Origin of the sequence: Pseudoduganella rhizocola, assembly GCF_045984285.3 — a bacterium.
Lineage (GTDB): Bacteria > Pseudomonadota > Gammaproteobacteria > Burkholderiales > Burkholderiaceae_D > Rugamonas.
The window spans coordinates 136,594-151,170 of the sequence record NZ_JBJQIK030000009.1; the positions used below are offsets into that span (position 1 = coordinate 136,594).

The 14,577-nt window shown below is 62.6% G+C and carries 12 protein-coding genes; 7 read left to right on the forward strand and 5 right to left on the reverse strand.

Annotated elements, in window-relative coordinates; all coding sequences use genetic code 11:
- Position 1 precedes the first annotated feature (1 nt).
- From galU to ACJRPG_RS19265, 5 genes are all read left to right on the forward strand, one after another.
- Entirely contained in the window at positions 2-886 is an 885-nt protein-coding gene (gene galU / locus ACJRPG_RS19245; protein ID WP_408001719.1) for a UTP--glucose-1-phosphate uridylyltransferase GalU, read from the forward strand.
- Positions 873-1,409 carry a peptide deformylase gene (gene def, locus ACJRPG_RS19250; protein WP_408001720.1) on the forward strand — a complete coding sequence of 179 codons (537 nt, stop codon included), beginning with the start codon at positions 873-875 and terminating at the stop codon, positions 1,407-1,409. The genes galU and def overlap by 14 nt, the downstream gene beginning before the upstream one ends.
- 98 nt (positions 1,410-1,507) lie before the next feature.
- Positions 1,508-3,499 (forward strand): OPT family oligopeptide transporter, encoded by a 1,992-nt coding sequence (locus ACJRPG_RS19255; RefSeq protein ID WP_408001721.1) that lies wholly within the window; start codon positions 1,508-1,510, stop codon positions 3,497-3,499.
- Positions 3,500-3,504: 5 nt separating this feature from the next.
- Entirely contained in the window at positions 3,505-4,215 is a 711-nt protein-coding gene (locus ACJRPG_RS19260; protein ID WP_408001722.1) for a hypothetical protein, read from the forward strand.
- A 57-nt stretch (positions 4,216-4,272) separates the two neighbouring features.
- Positions 4,273-4,656 carry a hypothetical protein gene (locus ACJRPG_RS19265; protein ID WP_408001723.1) on the forward strand — a complete coding sequence of 128 codons (384 nt, stop codon included), beginning with the start codon at positions 4,273-4,275 and terminating at the stop codon, positions 4,654-4,656.
- A 3-nt stretch (positions 4,657-4,659) separates the two neighbouring features.
- Here the strand turns inward: ACJRPG_RS19265 and ACJRPG_RS19270 are convergent, their stop codons facing one another.
- On the reverse strand, positions 4,660-6,753 hold the full coding sequence (locus ACJRPG_RS19270; RefSeq protein ID WP_408001724.1) for a putative bifunctional diguanylate cyclase/phosphodiesterase: 2,094 nt from the start codon (positions 6,751-6,753) through the stop codon (positions 4,660-4,662).
- Between the two features lie 86 nt (positions 6,754-6,839).
- On the opposite strand from ACJRPG_RS19270, the gene ACJRPG_RS19275 reads away from it, so the two are divergent.
- Together ACJRPG_RS19275 and ACJRPG_RS19280 are read left to right on the forward strand one after the other, a co-directional pair.
- The gene (locus ACJRPG_RS19275) at positions 6,840-7,652 is read left to right on the forward strand and encodes an aldo/keto reductase (RefSeq protein WP_408001725.1); all 813 of its coding nucleotides are present in this window, start codon (positions 6,840-6,842) and stop codon (positions 7,650-7,652) included.
- A 115-nt stretch (positions 7,653-7,767) separates the two neighbouring features.
- Positions 7,768-9,420: a serine hydrolase gene (locus tag ACJRPG_RS19280; protein ID WP_408001726.1), complete on the forward strand. Its 1,653-nt coding sequence runs from the start codon at positions 7,768-7,770 to the stop codon at positions 9,418-9,420.
- A 14-nt stretch (positions 9,421-9,434) separates the two neighbouring features.
- Here the strand turns inward: ACJRPG_RS19280 and ACJRPG_RS19285 are convergent, their stop codons facing one another.
- From ACJRPG_RS19285 to map, 4 genes are all read right to left on the reverse strand, one after another.
- A complete protein-coding gene (locus ACJRPG_RS19285) occupies positions 9,435-10,244 on the reverse strand; it encodes a flagellar brake protein (protein ID WP_408001727.1) in 810 nt (269 codons plus the stop codon).
- Between the two features lie 105 nt (positions 10,245-10,349).
- Positions 10,350-11,099, reverse strand: a complete 750-nt coding sequence (locus tag ACJRPG_RS19290) for a pseudouridine synthase (RefSeq protein WP_408001728.1) — start codon at positions 11,097-11,099, stop codon at positions 10,350-10,352.
- Positions 11,099-13,684 carry a [protein-PII] uridylyltransferase gene (locus ACJRPG_RS19295; protein WP_408001729.1) on the reverse strand — a complete coding sequence of 862 codons (2,586 nt, stop codon included), beginning with the start codon at positions 13,682-13,684 and terminating at the stop codon, positions 11,099-11,101. The genes ACJRPG_RS19290 and ACJRPG_RS19295 overlap by 1 nt, the downstream gene beginning before the upstream one ends.
- An 8-nt stretch (positions 13,685-13,692) precedes the next feature.
- Positions 13,693-14,511, reverse strand: a complete 819-nt coding sequence (gene map / locus ACJRPG_RS19300; RefSeq protein ID WP_408001730.1) for a type I methionyl aminopeptidase — start codon at positions 14,509-14,511, stop codon at positions 13,693-13,695.
- Positions 14,512-14,577 lie beyond the last annotated feature (66 nt).

A 14,577-nucleotide genomic window follows, 5' to 3' on the forward strand; every position in this document is an offset into this window, starting at 1 on the left:
CATGGGACATATCAGAAAAGCCGTATTCCCGGTAGCGGGCCTCGGCAGCCGCTTCCTTCCTGCGACCAAGGCGCAGCCCAAGGAAATGCTGCCCATCGTGGACAAGCCGCTGATCCAGTACGCGGTGGAAGAAGCCGTTGCCGCCGGCATCACCGACCTGATCTTCATCACCGGCCGCAACAAGCGCGCCATTGAAGACCATTTCGACAAGGCCTACGAGCTGGAAGCCGAACTCGAAGCCCATAACAAGCACGCCCTGCTCGAAGTGGTGCGCAATGTGATTCCGAAACAGGTGAACTGCATCTATATCCGCCAGCCTGCGCCGCTGGGCCTCGGCCACGCGGTGCTGTGCGCGCGGCCCATCGTGGGCAGCGAGCCCTTCGCCGTTCTGCTGGCGGACGACTTCATGGATACGCCGGATGGTGCGAAACCCGTGCTGGCCCAGATGACGCAGCAGTACGAATTCGAGCGCGCCAGCCTGCTGGCCGTGCAGGACGTGCCGCGCGAGCATACGCGCCAGTACGGCATAGTGAGCGCCAGCAGCTACCGCGAACGGCTGGAGCTGGTGGCGGGCATCGTCGAGAAGCCCGCGCCGGAGAAGGCGCCGTCCACGCTGGCCGTGGTGGGGCGCTACGTGCTCTCCAACCGCATCTTCGAGTTCCTGGAAAAGATCGGTGCGGGCGCGGGCGGCGAAATCCAGCTCACCGACGGCATCGCGCAGCTGCTGCTGCATGAGCGCGTGCTGGCCTACCGCTACGACGGGCAGCGCTACGACTGCGGTTCGAAACTGGGCTACCTGAAAGCCACCGTCGCCATGGGACTCAAGCATCCGGAAACGGGCGAGGGCTTCCGCGAATTCATGGAGAATCATCATGGCCGTGCGTGAAATCCTGAAAATGGGCGACCCGCGCCTGCTGCGCGTGGCCGAGCCGGTACGCCAGTTCGATACTCCTGAACTGCATGCGCTGATTGCGGACATGTTCGACACCATGCACGCCGCGAACGGCGCAGGCCTGGCCGCACCGCAGATCGGCGTCAACCTGCAGCTGGTGATCTACGGCTTCAAATCCAACACCCGCTACCCCGATGCGCCGCAGGTGCCGGAAACGGTATTGATCAATCCCGTGCTCACGCCCATCACGGACGACAAGGAAGAGGGCTTCGAAGGCTGCCTGTCGGTGCCGGGCCTGCGCGGCGTGGTGCCGCGCTACAAGCGCCTGCACTATGAAGGCTTCGACCAGTACGGCAAGCGCATCGTGCGCGACGCCGACGATTTCCACGCCCGCGTGGTGCAGCACGAAGTCGACCACCTGCACGGCATTCTTTACCCGATGCGCATTACCGACTTCTCGCGCTTCGGCTTCACATCGGTCATGTTCCCCGACATGGACCCGAATGACGACGATTGACATCGCGTTGCAAGTACGCACAGAACATTGGCGTACGGGCAAATCTGGCGTAATATCCCGGCCAGCTTAACCCTTATATAACGAACGGAGCCCACAGGATGAATCAACCGTCGTCGTCGAATCCGCTGGAGTTCAGTATCCGGGGCATCATCCTCGGTATCCTGATTACCCTGGTCTTTACGGCCGCCCAGGTCTACCTGGGCCTGAAAGTCGGCCTCACTTTCGCCACCTCCATCCCAGCTGCCGTGATCTCGATGGCGCTTCTCAGCGCCTTTAAAGACGCCACCATCCAGGAAAACAATATCGTCCAGACCATCGCTTCGGCGGCGGGCACGCTGGCATCCGTGATTTTCGTGGTGCCCGGCCTGCTGATGATCGGCTGGTGGGCAGAGGTTCCGTTCTGGCCCACCTTCGGCGCCTGCGCCATCGGCGGCGTGCTGGGCGTGATGTATACGATGCCGCTGCGCCGCGCGCTGGTATCGCAGTCCACGCTGCCATATCCTGAAGGCGTGGCCGCTGCGGAAGTGCTGAAAGTCGGCACCGCCTCGCGTTCCGGCGCGCAGGAAGGCAAGGCCGGCCTGAAAGCCGTGGTGCTGGGCACCCTGGCTTCCGCCTTCTTCGCACTGCTGGCAGCCATGAAGCTGATTGCCGGCGAAGTGTCGCATTACTTCCGCTTCGGCGCCGGCACCGGCGCCACCGGCCTTGGCGCATCGGGTTCGCTGGCCCTGATCGGCGCGGGCCACCTGATGGGCATTACCGTCGGTATCGCCATGCTGACCGGCCTGGTCATCGCCTGGGCTGTGCTGGTGCCTATCCTGACCTCGATTACCCCGATCGCCGAAGGCGCCGCGGCTGCCGACCACGCGCTGCGCGTGTGGAGCACCCAGGTGCGCATGATGGGCGCAGGCACCATTGGCGCGGCTGCAATCATTACCCTGGCCACGCTGGCCAAGCCTGTGATCGGCGGCCTGAAGTCCGCACTGGCTGCAAGCGCTGCATCCAAGGCCGGCGGCGCAGGCCTGCCGCGCGAAGACCGCGACATGCCGATCTTTATCGTCGGCCTGGTGACGCTGATCGCCATGGTGCCGGCCGGCTGGCTGCTGGCTTCCTTCCTGTCCGGCGGTCCGCTGGAATCGCTGTCCACCCCGCTGGTTGCGGTGGGCATTGCCTATATCCTGATCGCCGGCATGCTGGCGGCAGCGGTTTGCGGCTACATGGCAGGCCTGATCGGTTCTTCGAATTCCCCGGTTTCCGGCCTCGCCATCCTGACCGTGCTGGGCGCCGCGCTCAGCGTGGGCATGGTGGGCCGCCATATAATGGGTCCGGACACCGCGCAGGCCATGATCGCCTTCGCGCTGTTCGTCACCACCGTGGTGCTGGCGGTTGCCGTGATCGGTAACGACAACCTGCAGGACCTGAAGACCGGCCAGCTGGTGGGCGCAACCCCATGGAAGCAGCAGACCGCGCTCATCATCGGCGTGTTCGCCGGCTCCTGCGTGGTGCCGCCTGTGCTGGAAATGCTGAACCACGCCTACGGCTTTGCGGGCGCCCCGAACCAGAACGCCATTTCGGACACGCCGCTGGCGGCGCCGCAGGCTACCCTGATCTCCACGCTGGCGCGTGGTGTGATCGGCGGCGAGCTGCCATGGCACCTCATCGGCTACGGCGCGCTGATCGGCCTGGCGCTGGTGGCGATCGACTTCGTGCTGAAGCGCGTCTCGAACAAGAAATACAGCCTGCCTCCGCTGGGCGTGGGCCTGGCCATCTACCTGCCGTCGGCCGTTACCGCGCCGGTGGTGGTTGGCGCACTGGGTGGCTACTTCTTCGAGAAAGCCATGCGCAGCAAGACCTACGGCGAAGCGGCGAACCGCGTTGCCGTGCTGGTGATGTCCGGCTTCATCGTGGGCGAGAGCCTGTTCAACGTGGCGCTGGCGGGCCTGATCATCGCCACCGGCACCGGCGAACCGCTGGCCTTCGGCAAGGGCGTTGAAGAAAGCATCGGCATGATGATCGCGATTGCCGTCGCCGCCGCCATCGTCGTCACGCTGTACCGCTGGTCCGCCAATTCGGCGCGCCGCATCGAAAGCTGATTCACATGGCGGCGCTCGACCTACTGCGCGCCGCCGCTGAAGCCCTCAGCCTGCTGGCAGCTGCGCCCTGGGCGCTGCTGCTGGCGGCGGCAGTCTTCCTGCTGCTGGCCGAGGGACTGATGTTCATTCCCCGCATCGGCTTCATCCTCAAGCTTTGCATCGGCAGCCTGCTGGCTGCGCAGATGCTGGTGCTGTTCAAGGTTGCCGCGCTCGGCGAACCGCCCGAGCTGCGTACCCTGTTCGAAGCCGTGTACCTCCCCATCGATTCCATCCTGGTGCTGTGCCTGTGCGCGCTGCTGCCGTTCGGCGCAGGGCTTGCCGTGCTGGCGATGCGCAAGAAGGGCAGTGCCGGCTACTTCTTCGGCAACATCCTGCGCCAGCCGCCGCCGGCGCCAGGCGATTTCATCGCGTTCAAGCTGGCGATGCATCTTGTGGCGGCGCCGTTTACCTTCGTGGCTGCTGCCATGGTGCTGAAGGGCCATCATGGCTGGAACGCGCTGGAACAAGGTTTGATTGCAGCGCTGCTGTACTGGCAGGCGCCGTTGGCACTGATGCTGCTGTCGATGGCCTTCGAATGGCTGATGTCCCGCCTGCAAGGGCTGCTGCAGCCGCGCGCCTTCGCTGCAATCTCGCTGCCGCTGCTGCTGGCCTACGTGCTGCTGCTGTTCGCCTTCACCTATGCGTTGTCGGTGATGGCTTTTGGTCTTCCCAACTGACCTTCGCCATCACACCATGTGATACGATTTACCATCTGAGTAATAAAGGAGCTTGTTATGTGGAAGGCCATTGCTGCAGCCATGTTTGCAGCACTGCTGGCGGGGTGTGCTGCTCATACTCCGATCCTTGTTGAAACTGCTGGACCTAAACCAACCGTGGAGCAGGCCGATGCATTTATCAAAGCGGACCTTCGTCGTAATCTTCGTGACCCCGACAGCCTGCGCGACTATGCCATAACGCGAGGACCGGAATTGCTGACGGCTACAAACTTCGGCAAGAATCTGGAGCAAGCCTATGTGGTTTGTGTCGAATACAACTCAAAGAATGAATACGGCGGTTATACCGGCATCCAGACACACACATATGCGCTCAAGTTCAGTGGCGATAGCCTTGTGAGAATATATGGCGTTAATTGGATCGCAACCGATATCATCTGCTGACGCCTAGACTAGAAGTTCTTCGAATTCGGCCGCAGGTAGCGGCTTGCTGAACAGGTAGCCCTGATAGCGGTTGCAGCCGAAGGTTTCCAGCATTTCGCGCTGCGCTTCCGTCTCAACCCCCTCTGCGATCACATCGAGGCTCAGGCTGTGCGCCATGGCGATAATGGTGCGCACAATGGCCTGGTCGCCCTCATTGTCCACCAGTTCGCGCACGAAGGACTGGTCGATCTTGAGCTGCTCCAGCGGCAGCTTCTTGAGGTACTGCAGCGATGAATAGCCGGTGCCGAAATCGTCCAGCGCGAAACTGAGACCCGCATCGCGCAAGGCCTTCATGCTCGCGATGGTTTCCGGCGTGTTCTCAATCAGCACGCCCTCCGTCAGTTCCAGCTTGAGGTGGTGCGGCCGAACGCCGTGCCGTTCCAGCGCCGCGAGGACGCTGCCGCGGAAGCCGCTCTCGCGGAACTGCCGCGCACTCACATTGACCGCCACTACGAGGCCGCGCATTTCGGGCTTGAGCTGCCACGCCGCGAGCTGTTTGCAGGCGGCATCCAGCGCCCAGTTGCCGATGCGGGCGATCAGGCCCATTTCCTCCGCCAGTGGAATGAACTGCGAAGGCGGAACGAAACCGTGCCCCGGCTTGTTCCAGCGGATCAGCGCCTCCGCGCCCACCGGGCCGATAATGCGGTCCACCTGCATCTGGTAGTACAGCTCGAACTCCTCGTTCTCGATGGCACGGCGCAGGTCACTCTCCAGCTGGGCCTTGGCCGCAATCTTCAACTGCATTTCATGGTCGAAGAAGCACATCGTATTGCGGCCGGAGCGCTTGGCCTGGTACATGGCGATATCGGCCTGCATCAGCAGTTCGTCCGGCTTCTGCCGGCTGTCGTTGAACAGCGTCGCGCCGATGGTGGGTGTGCTGTGGCAGGTATGCGAGGCAAGGCGGTAGGGCGCATTCAGCTCCGCGAGGATCTTGTTGCAGATGGACTTGGTCTGCGCTGCCGCTTCCACTGCCGTGGGCCCGAGGTCTTCGATGATTAGCACGAATTCGTCGCCGCCCAGCCGCGCCACGGTATCCGAATCGCGCACGCAGCTGACGAGGCGCTGCGCCACATGCTGCAGCAGCAGGTCGCCGGTGGAGTGGCCCAGCGTGTCGTTCAGCGTCTTGAAGTTGTCGAGGTCGAGGAAGAGCAGGGCGCCATGCATGCGGTGGCGGTGGATGGCGGAGATGGCGTGTTTCAGGCGATCCAGGAAAAGCCGCCGGTTCGGCAGGCGCGTGAGGGGATCGTAGAAGGCGAGGCTGCGGATCTCGTCGCTGGCCGCCTTGCTCACCGTGATATCGGTGAAGGTGGCCACATAGTGCGTGACGGCGCCGCCATCGCCTACTACGGCGGCGATGGACAGCCATTCCGGATAGATCTCGCCGTTCTTGCGGCGGTTCCATATCTCGCCCGCCCACATACCGTTGGCGCCGATGGCATCCCACATGGCGCGGTAGAAGGCCTCGTCATGCTTGCCGGAGCTGAGAACGGCGGGCGTGTGGCCCAGCACATCGGTTTCGGCGTAGCCGGTGATGCCGCTGAAGGCGCTGTTCACCTGCACGATGCGGCCATGCGCGTCCGTCACCATCATGCCCTGCGGAGACTCGAAAGCGATGGCGGCGATATTCAGGCGCTCCTCATTGCGTTTGCGCTGTGTAATGTCGTGATGGCAGATCACCGCACCATGGCGGCCGCCGGCAAGCGCTGTCACGGTCATCGCAAACCAGCGTTGGCTGCCGGACAGCGTGCAGGCATATTCGGCGCCAAAAGAGGGCACGGCGCCGCCCAGCACCGCATTCACCCCCTGCACGGCGCGCGCGCCCGCCTCGCTGCGCGCCACCGCATCGCTGGCATTGTGCCCATACCGGCGCGCGAACTGCTTCCACGCCGCATTGGCCTCCACAATGCTGCCGGACTGATTGAGCACTGCGATCTGGTCGGGCAGCGTGTCCAGAATGGCGCATTCGCCCCCTGCAAGTAGCCACGGGCAAGGCCGGATGCCCTTGTCCACCTTGGGGTCAGACCCGAAAGTGGACACGGGCTCGTCTGCTATATTCATACGTTCCCTCCGCTGCAAGCCTCATACATTAGCGGTGGCGATGTGAAAAAAGATTGATGTAGGTCAAAATTCTCTGAGGAAATACGATGACGCCACAATTCGGGCAGGGCACGTGGAATATGGGCGAGGAGCCGTCCCGCAGGCCGCAGGAGGTGCGCGCGCTGCAGCTGGGCCTCGACCTCGGCATGACCATGATCGACACCGCCGAGATGTATGCCGATGGCGGTTCGGAGGAAGTGGTGGGCGAGGCCATTGCAGGCCGCCGCTCGCAGGTCTACCTGGTAAGCAAGGTATATCCGCATAACGCCACCCGGCGCGGCGTGCAGCAGGCCTGCGAACGCAGCCTGAAACGCCTGAAGACCGATTATCTCAATCTCTACCTGCTGCACTGGCGCGGCAATGTGCCGCTCGCCGAAACGCTGGAAGGTTTCGAAGCGCTGAAGCGCGACGGCAAGATCCGCGACTACGGCGTGAGCAATTTCGATGTGGACGACATGGAAGAAGCCCAGTCGCTGCAAGGCGCCGTGGCCGCCAACCAGGTGTGCTACAACTTGCGCCGCCGCGGCATCGAGTGGGACCTGCTGCCATGGTGCCGCCAGCGCGGCATTCCCGTCATGGCCTATTCGCCGCTGGAATCCGACCGCAAGGAGCAGCAGCGCCTGTTCGCCGAGCCTGCACTGGTGCAGCTCGCGCAGCAGCATGGCGCAACGCCCGCGCAGATCGCGCTGGCCTGGCTTGCACACCAGGAGGGAGTGGTGGCCATTCCCAAGGCCGTGCAGGAGGAGCACGTGCGCGCCAACCGCGCCGCGCTGGATATCCGCCTCAGCGCCGCCGACCTGGCGGCGATAGACCAGGCTTTCCCCCCGCCGCGGCGCAAAATGCCGCTGGATATGCTGTAAACCGCGTTCTGTCGCCTGAATTCCGCGTTTTGTCGCAAGCCTGTCGCCATCCGGTGTGCGAACGGCTACGCTCAACATGGGCAAATTGTGCCCGCCTCACAGAAAGGTAAGTTCGATGCACCTGACTCCGCGCTACGGCCAGATGGCCATGGTGGCGATTGCCGCCGCCTTCGCTGCTCCCGCTCTTTACGCCCAATCGCTCGACCTCAACACCGCCCCCGATAAGCTGGCCGCGGAAACCCTTGGCAAGCAGCCAGGCAGCGTGACGGTGGGCGTTGCGCGCGGCGCAGGCGAAGTGTTTGGCGCGGCCGGCGATACCGGCGCCGAGGCGGGCAAGCCGGTGCTCTATGAAATCGGCTCGATCAGCAAGGTGTTCACCGGCCTGCTGCTCGCGCAGGCGGTGGAAAAGGGCGAGCTGTCGCTGGACGACAATCTCGGCAAGCTGCTCGCAGGAGAGGTGACGATGCAGCCCGAGGTGGCCGCCATTACCTTGCGCCAGCTGGTGACACATAGCTCCTGCCTGCCACGCCTGCCTGAAGGGAAATGGACCGACGAAATGCGCGACCCTTACCGCGATGTCAGCCGCGCGATGCTGTGGGATGCGCTGGCCAAAACGAAGCTCAAACAATCGCCGCCCTGTGCGGGCGACTACAGCAACTTCGGCTTCGCCGTGCTGGGTGAAACGCTCTCCGTCCGCTACAAGGCGCCATGGGAAACGCTGGTCATCGAACGCATTGCCGCGCCGCTGGAGATGAAGGATACGCAGCAGCACCTGGGCGACAAGCAGGCCCGCTTCGCCAGGCCATGGCGGGGTACGAAGGAATGGTCGTCCTGGCAGTTCCAGTCCTTCGCGGGCGCTGGCGCCTTGCGGTCCACCGCTCCGGACATGCTGAAGTTCAGCCGCGCCATGCTCGCCGGCCGCAAGGGACCGCTGGGTGCAGCCGCTGAACGTGCGCTGCAGCCGCTGGGCCGGATGGCGGGCACTGAAATCGGCTACGCCGTGATGATGCGTGGTCCTGCCGAGCGCCGTACCTACTTCCATGGCGGTGCAACAGGGGCCTATAAAGCGCACTGGATGATCCTGCCGGATACCGGCGAAGCCCTGATCGTGCTTGCTTCGAACAGCGCTGCCGACATCGAGAAAGTATCGAACGCCGTGATTTCCGAACGCTACAAGCTCGCCAAGCCTTCAACGCCCCCCGTGGCGCTGGCCAATCCGGGCGATTACAACGGCGTTTACCGCGTGAGCCCCAAGCTGGCCATGACGTTCGTGGCGCAGAACGGCACCGTCTATGGCCGCATGACGGGCCAGCTGTTCAATGCCCTCACGCCAAGCGCCACCGACACCTTTATCCACGAGCGTTTTGGCGCGGAGTTCTCCTTCCGCCGCGAGGGCGGTAAGGTGGTGAGCGTTACGCTGCGCCAGCGCGGCAACACCATGGAAGGCAAGCGCAGCGATGAGCCTGTGCCTGCCCAGGCAATGATGGATGGCGTTACCCAGGAAGCTTTCGGCGGCCGCTATCGCATGATTGAAGACGGCACCCCGGCGGAATTCGAAGTCCGCGTGCGCGACGGCCAGCTGCTGATCAAACTCGAACAGCAGCCCATGATCGGCGTGCAGCCGGTGCCCGGCAAGCCTGACCGCTTTGCATACGATGTGGTGGACGCCGAAGTGCAGTTCGAGCGCGGCGAAGACAAGAAGATTGTCGCGCTGCTGCTGCATCAGAATGGAAAGGTGCTGCGCGCCGAACGGCAGGCGGCGCAGTAATCGGAAGGGGAGAATCAGGCGGGCTTGCTCGCCTTGTTCTCTTCCATGGTGGCCATGCGTTTGAGGAGACGTTCGATCTCCTCTTTGGTGTTCTCATCGAGGTTGATGAACATGCAGCCGATCTGCACCTGTTCACCCAGCAGGAAGGACTTGAAGGTGCGCACCGCGCGAATCTCCATGTCCGCCGTAATCACCGTTTCCGGGCCCAGCTCCAGGCGCACCCGTTCCAGCTTGCGCCCGCGCAGCAGGCCGCGTGCTTCGCGCGGCTGCGCGCGCATGGCCACGCCGCCGGACGAGAAGTCATACAGCTGCAATTCGTAGGATTTGCCGACCAGGATGAACGAGGCCATGAAGTTCGAGCCCAGCGGAGTCTCGAAGCGCGGCGTTTCGCGCCGGTTCAGCACCAGCGCCTTTTCGGGGAAGGGAATTGTTACCTTGGTCCAGTCGCCGCCGGGGCTTGGCGGCCAGCTCTCCTGGGTCAGCTCCCACTGCATGCGCGCGTCCTTGAACCACGCCACGAAGATCAGGCGGCCGCCGGGAAGGGGATTCGGCTCCACCAGGTCCAGCTCAAACTCCGGCAGCTCAGGGTGCACATAGTCGATGCGCGCCATGATGGGTTCATCGCGCTCCGGGTGGTAGATCGCTACTGCGTCGCCGCTGTCGCAAACTTCCGCCAGCGCTTCGCCGATAACGTCTTCCGCCACCAGCTCTTCCGGGGTCGCAGTGACGGGGATCTTCTGCGCCGCATTACGGACAGTGGGCGGACCTTTTCGATCAAAATTCGCGTTATCGTTCACGGCCAGGCTATTCTTCGCTATAGACAATTACTTCCCCTCTACTTTACAGCTTAAAACGAGTTTTAGCTTGCAAAAAAGAAAGAATAACAGTGTATCTGTGACAATGTCACACGATTGTTGTAAATCCGTCTATTAGAACCTTTCCTCAGGTAATAAGTAGCGCCACTTGCCTGTAGGAAGCTCGCCCAGTTTGACCTTTCCTATGCGCACCCTCTTGAGCCCGATCACTTTCAGGCCAACCATTTCGCACATCCGGCGGATCTGGCGTTTCTTGCCTTCACGCAACGTGAAGCTTAACTGATCTTCGTTCTGCCAGCGAACTTTTGCGGGCAGCAGGGGCTTTCCGTCCATCCACAGGCCGTGGTTCAGCTTTTTCAGGTCCGCATCCGGCAGCTTGCCCGGCTTGGAATACTGTACGCGCACCAGGTATTCCTTGTCGATCTCGGTGTCCTGGCCGATCAGGTGTTTGGCGATGCGTCCGTCCTGGGTGAGCACCAGCAGGCCCACGGAATCGATATCCAGGCGGCCCGCAGGCACCAGGCTGCGCAGCTGGGTAGGGTGGAACTGCTCGGGCGCCGTATCGCCTTCCCAGCGGTTCTCCGGCTTGATGAGAGCCACGGCGGGCGTATAACCGTCCTCCGCCTGGCCGCTCACATAGCCCATGGGCTTGTTGATCAGGATGGTGACGCGCTTGGACTGTTCGGCCGCCGCCTGGCGCTCCACAGTCACTTTCTGGCTTGGATAGACCTTGGTGCCCAGCTCGGACACCACCTTCCCATCCACCCGCACCCAGCCCTTGGCAATCCATTCATCAGCCTCGCGGCGGGAGCACAGGCCCAGTTCGGACATGCGCTTGGACAGGCGTAGCAATTCTTCGGACATCAGACTTTCAAAGCTTCCAGTAAATCGGTTTCAAGCTGGAGCTGGGTGCGCGCATTGTTCAGCGCCGCCCCATCGACCAGGAATACGTCTTCCACGCGCTCGCCCAGCGTCATGATCTTGGCGGTATGCAGGTTCACTTTATATTTCGTGAGCACGTTCGCAATCGAGTACAGCAGGCCGGTGCGGTCGTTCGCCGCAACGGACAGCAGGTAGTACTGGCCGCGTTCATCCGGCCGCAGGTCCACGGTCGGCTGTACCGGGAAGGTGCGCGAAAGGCGCGACAGGCGGCCCTTGCTCGGCGGCTGCAGCGGCTCGTTCGACTGCAGCAGGTCGCATACCTCATGCTCGATCAGGCTGATGATGTCGCGATAGCTCTTCGCGAAACTCTGCTCTGTGACGAGGAAGGTATCGAGCGCGTAGCCGTGCTTCGTGGTGTGGATCTTCGCGTCAAGGATGCTGAAGTTCTTGCGGTCGAAGTAGCCGCAGATGCGCGCAAACAGGTCCGGCTGGTCCTTGATATAGACGGCGATCTGCAGGCCTTCGCCAATCGGCGCAAGGCGGCATTTGACGACGGGCTTCTCGCTGTTCAGGCGGTCGTACAGCGCGCGCGTCTGCCAGGCGATATCGGAAGCCTCGTGGCGCAGGAAATAAGCCATGTCCAGCTGCTTCCATAGCGCCTCGTGCGCATCCGGCGGCAGGCCGTAGAGGCGCAGCGTGGCCAAGGCTTCCTGCTGGCGGTTCTTCAGTTCGCGGTCTGAGTTCGGCGCTTCGCCGCCCAGCACACGCAGGGTCATCTTGTACAGATCTTCCAGCAGCTTGCCTTTCCAGGCGTTCCACACCTTCGGGCTGGTGCCGCGGATATCCGCCACCGTGAGCAGGTACAGGGCGGTGAGGTGGCGCTCATCGCGCACCGTCTTCGCGAAGTTCTGGATCACGTCCGGATCCGACAGGTCCTGCTTCTGCGCCACCTGCGACATGGTGAGGTGCTGCTCCACGAGGAAGGCCACCAGTTCGGTATCTTCCTCGCTCAGGCCATGGTCCTGGCAGAACTGCGTAACGTCGGCCACGCCCAGCTTGGAGTGGTCGCCGCCGCGGCCCTTGGCGATATCGTGGAACAGGGCAGCCACATACAGCAGCCATGGCTGCGGGAAGTTCGCCATCAGCTGGCTGCAGAAGGGATATTCGTGCGCGTGCTCGGACATCGTAAAGCGGCGCATATTCCGCACCACCATCATGATGTGCTGGTCCACCGTATAAACGTGGAACAGGTCATGCTGCATCTGGCCCACGATCTTGCGGAAGTTCGGCAGATAGCGGCCCAGGATGGAAAACTCGTTCATGCGGCGCAGCGCGTGAATGATGCCCTGCGGCGCCTGCAGGATGCGCAGGAAGTAGGCGCGGTTCACCGGGCTTGCGCGGAAGTCGTCATCGATGAGGTTACGCGCATTCCACATGGCGCGGATGGTGCGCGCCGTCATGCCCTTGATCGCCGGGCGCTCCGTCATCAGCACAAACATCTCCAGCAGCGCCGAAGGCGTCTTCTGGAATACATCGTCCGAACTGATATCAATGAAGGCATTCACATCGTTGAAGCGCTCATTGATGGCGATGGACGAACAGCCTTGCGGGAACAGGTGCGCTTCAATGTCCTGCACCAGAATCGTGTTCAGCTGAGTGACCGTTTTCGCGGCCCAGTAATAGCGCTGCATCAGGTATTCGCTGGCGCGGCGCATGTTCACGCCATCGCCGTCCGCCTTGAAGCCGAGCGATTCGGCAATGGCCGTTTGCACATCGAACACCAGCCGGTCCTCGCGGCGGCCGGCATGCAGGTGCAGGCGCACGCGGATATCCTTGAACGCGCGCTCCTTCTCCATCAGGTGCCGCGCTTCCTCGCGCGTGATGAGATTGCGCGTGGCCAGCGTGCGCCAGGAGTTCGCCAGGCCCGCAGCCTTTGCGATCCACAGGATCACCTGCAGGTCGCGCAGGCCGCCGGGGCTCTCCTTGCAGTTCGGCTCCAGCGCATAAGGCGTATCCTCATACTTTGCATGGCGCTGGCGCATCTCCGCAATCTTCGCGTGGAAGAAAGCCTGCGGATCCATGGCCGCGTTGTACTTCTCCAGCAGTTCCTCGAACAGCGCCGCGCTGCCGGTGATCAGGCGCGCTTCCAGCAGGCTGGTTTGCACCGTGATATCGGCCTTCGACTCGCTCAGGCACTCGTCCACCGTGCGGATGCTGTGGCCCACTTCCAGGCCCAGGTCCCACAGCAACTGCACCAGTTCTTCCAGCTTATGGCGCGTTGCATCGTCCGGCTGCTCGCGCAGCAGGATCAGCACATCCACATCGGAATAGGGGAACAACTCGCCGCGGCCATAACCGCCGACGGCAACAAGCGCCGTATCGGCGGGCAGGGCAGCCGACTCCCACGCCGTGGTGAGCACCGCATCGACAGACTGGCGCAGGCCAATGAGCAGCTTCTCCGGCTTGCCGTCCGCCTTGAAGGTAGCGGTGACGACCTGCCGGTCAGACTTCAGGCGCGCCTTCAGCTGCTCGCGCAGGCCGCCGTTCTTGATGTCGGAAGCGCCCATGCGCCGGCTCAGGCAGCGACAGGTTGCTGCGTGACGAAGGCAGGCGGCGGAGGCGAACCTGCGGACAGGGTCAGCACCTCATAGCCGGTTTCCGTCACCAGAATCATATGCTCCCACTGCGCGGACAGGCTGCGGTCCTTGGTCTTGATGGTCCAGCCATCGTTCATCTCGCGGATTTCGCGGCGACCCGCGTTGATCATCGGCTCGATAGTGAACACCATGCCCGGTTCCATGACTGGGCCAGTGCCAGCCTTGCCGTAATGGAGCACCTGCGGCTCCTCATGGAACACCTTGCCGATGCCATGGCCGCAAAACTCGCGCACCACGCTGTAACCTGCTTTCTCCGCATGCGCCTGGATCACCGCGCCGATATCGCCAAAGTGCGCGCCCGGCTTCACCTTCTGGATGCCGAGCCACATGCATTCATACGTGATGTCCGACAGGCGCTTCGCCAGAATCGACGGCTCGCCGATAAAGAACATGCGGCTGTTGTCGCCGTGGTAGCCGTCCTTGATGACGGTGATATCGAGGTTCACCACATCTCCGTTCTTCAGCACCTTGTCGCCAGGGATGCCGTGGCAGATCACATCGTTCACCGACGTGCAGATGGCTTTCGGATAGGGCGTATAGCCCGGCGGGCAGTAATTCAGCGGCGCAGGAATCGTGCCCTGCACATTGGTCATGTACTCATGGCACAGGCGATCCAGCTCGCCCGTGGTCACGCCCGCCTTGACGAAGGGCGTGATGTAGTCGAGTACTTCAGAGCCGAGACGGCCGGCAATGCGCATGCCGGCGATGTCTTCGGGGGTTTTGATGGTGATGGACATCTTCTATGAGATATAGCTGTAAGAGCGTCATTATAGACGACGTGAGCGCGCTTCAAGTGGGCTGCT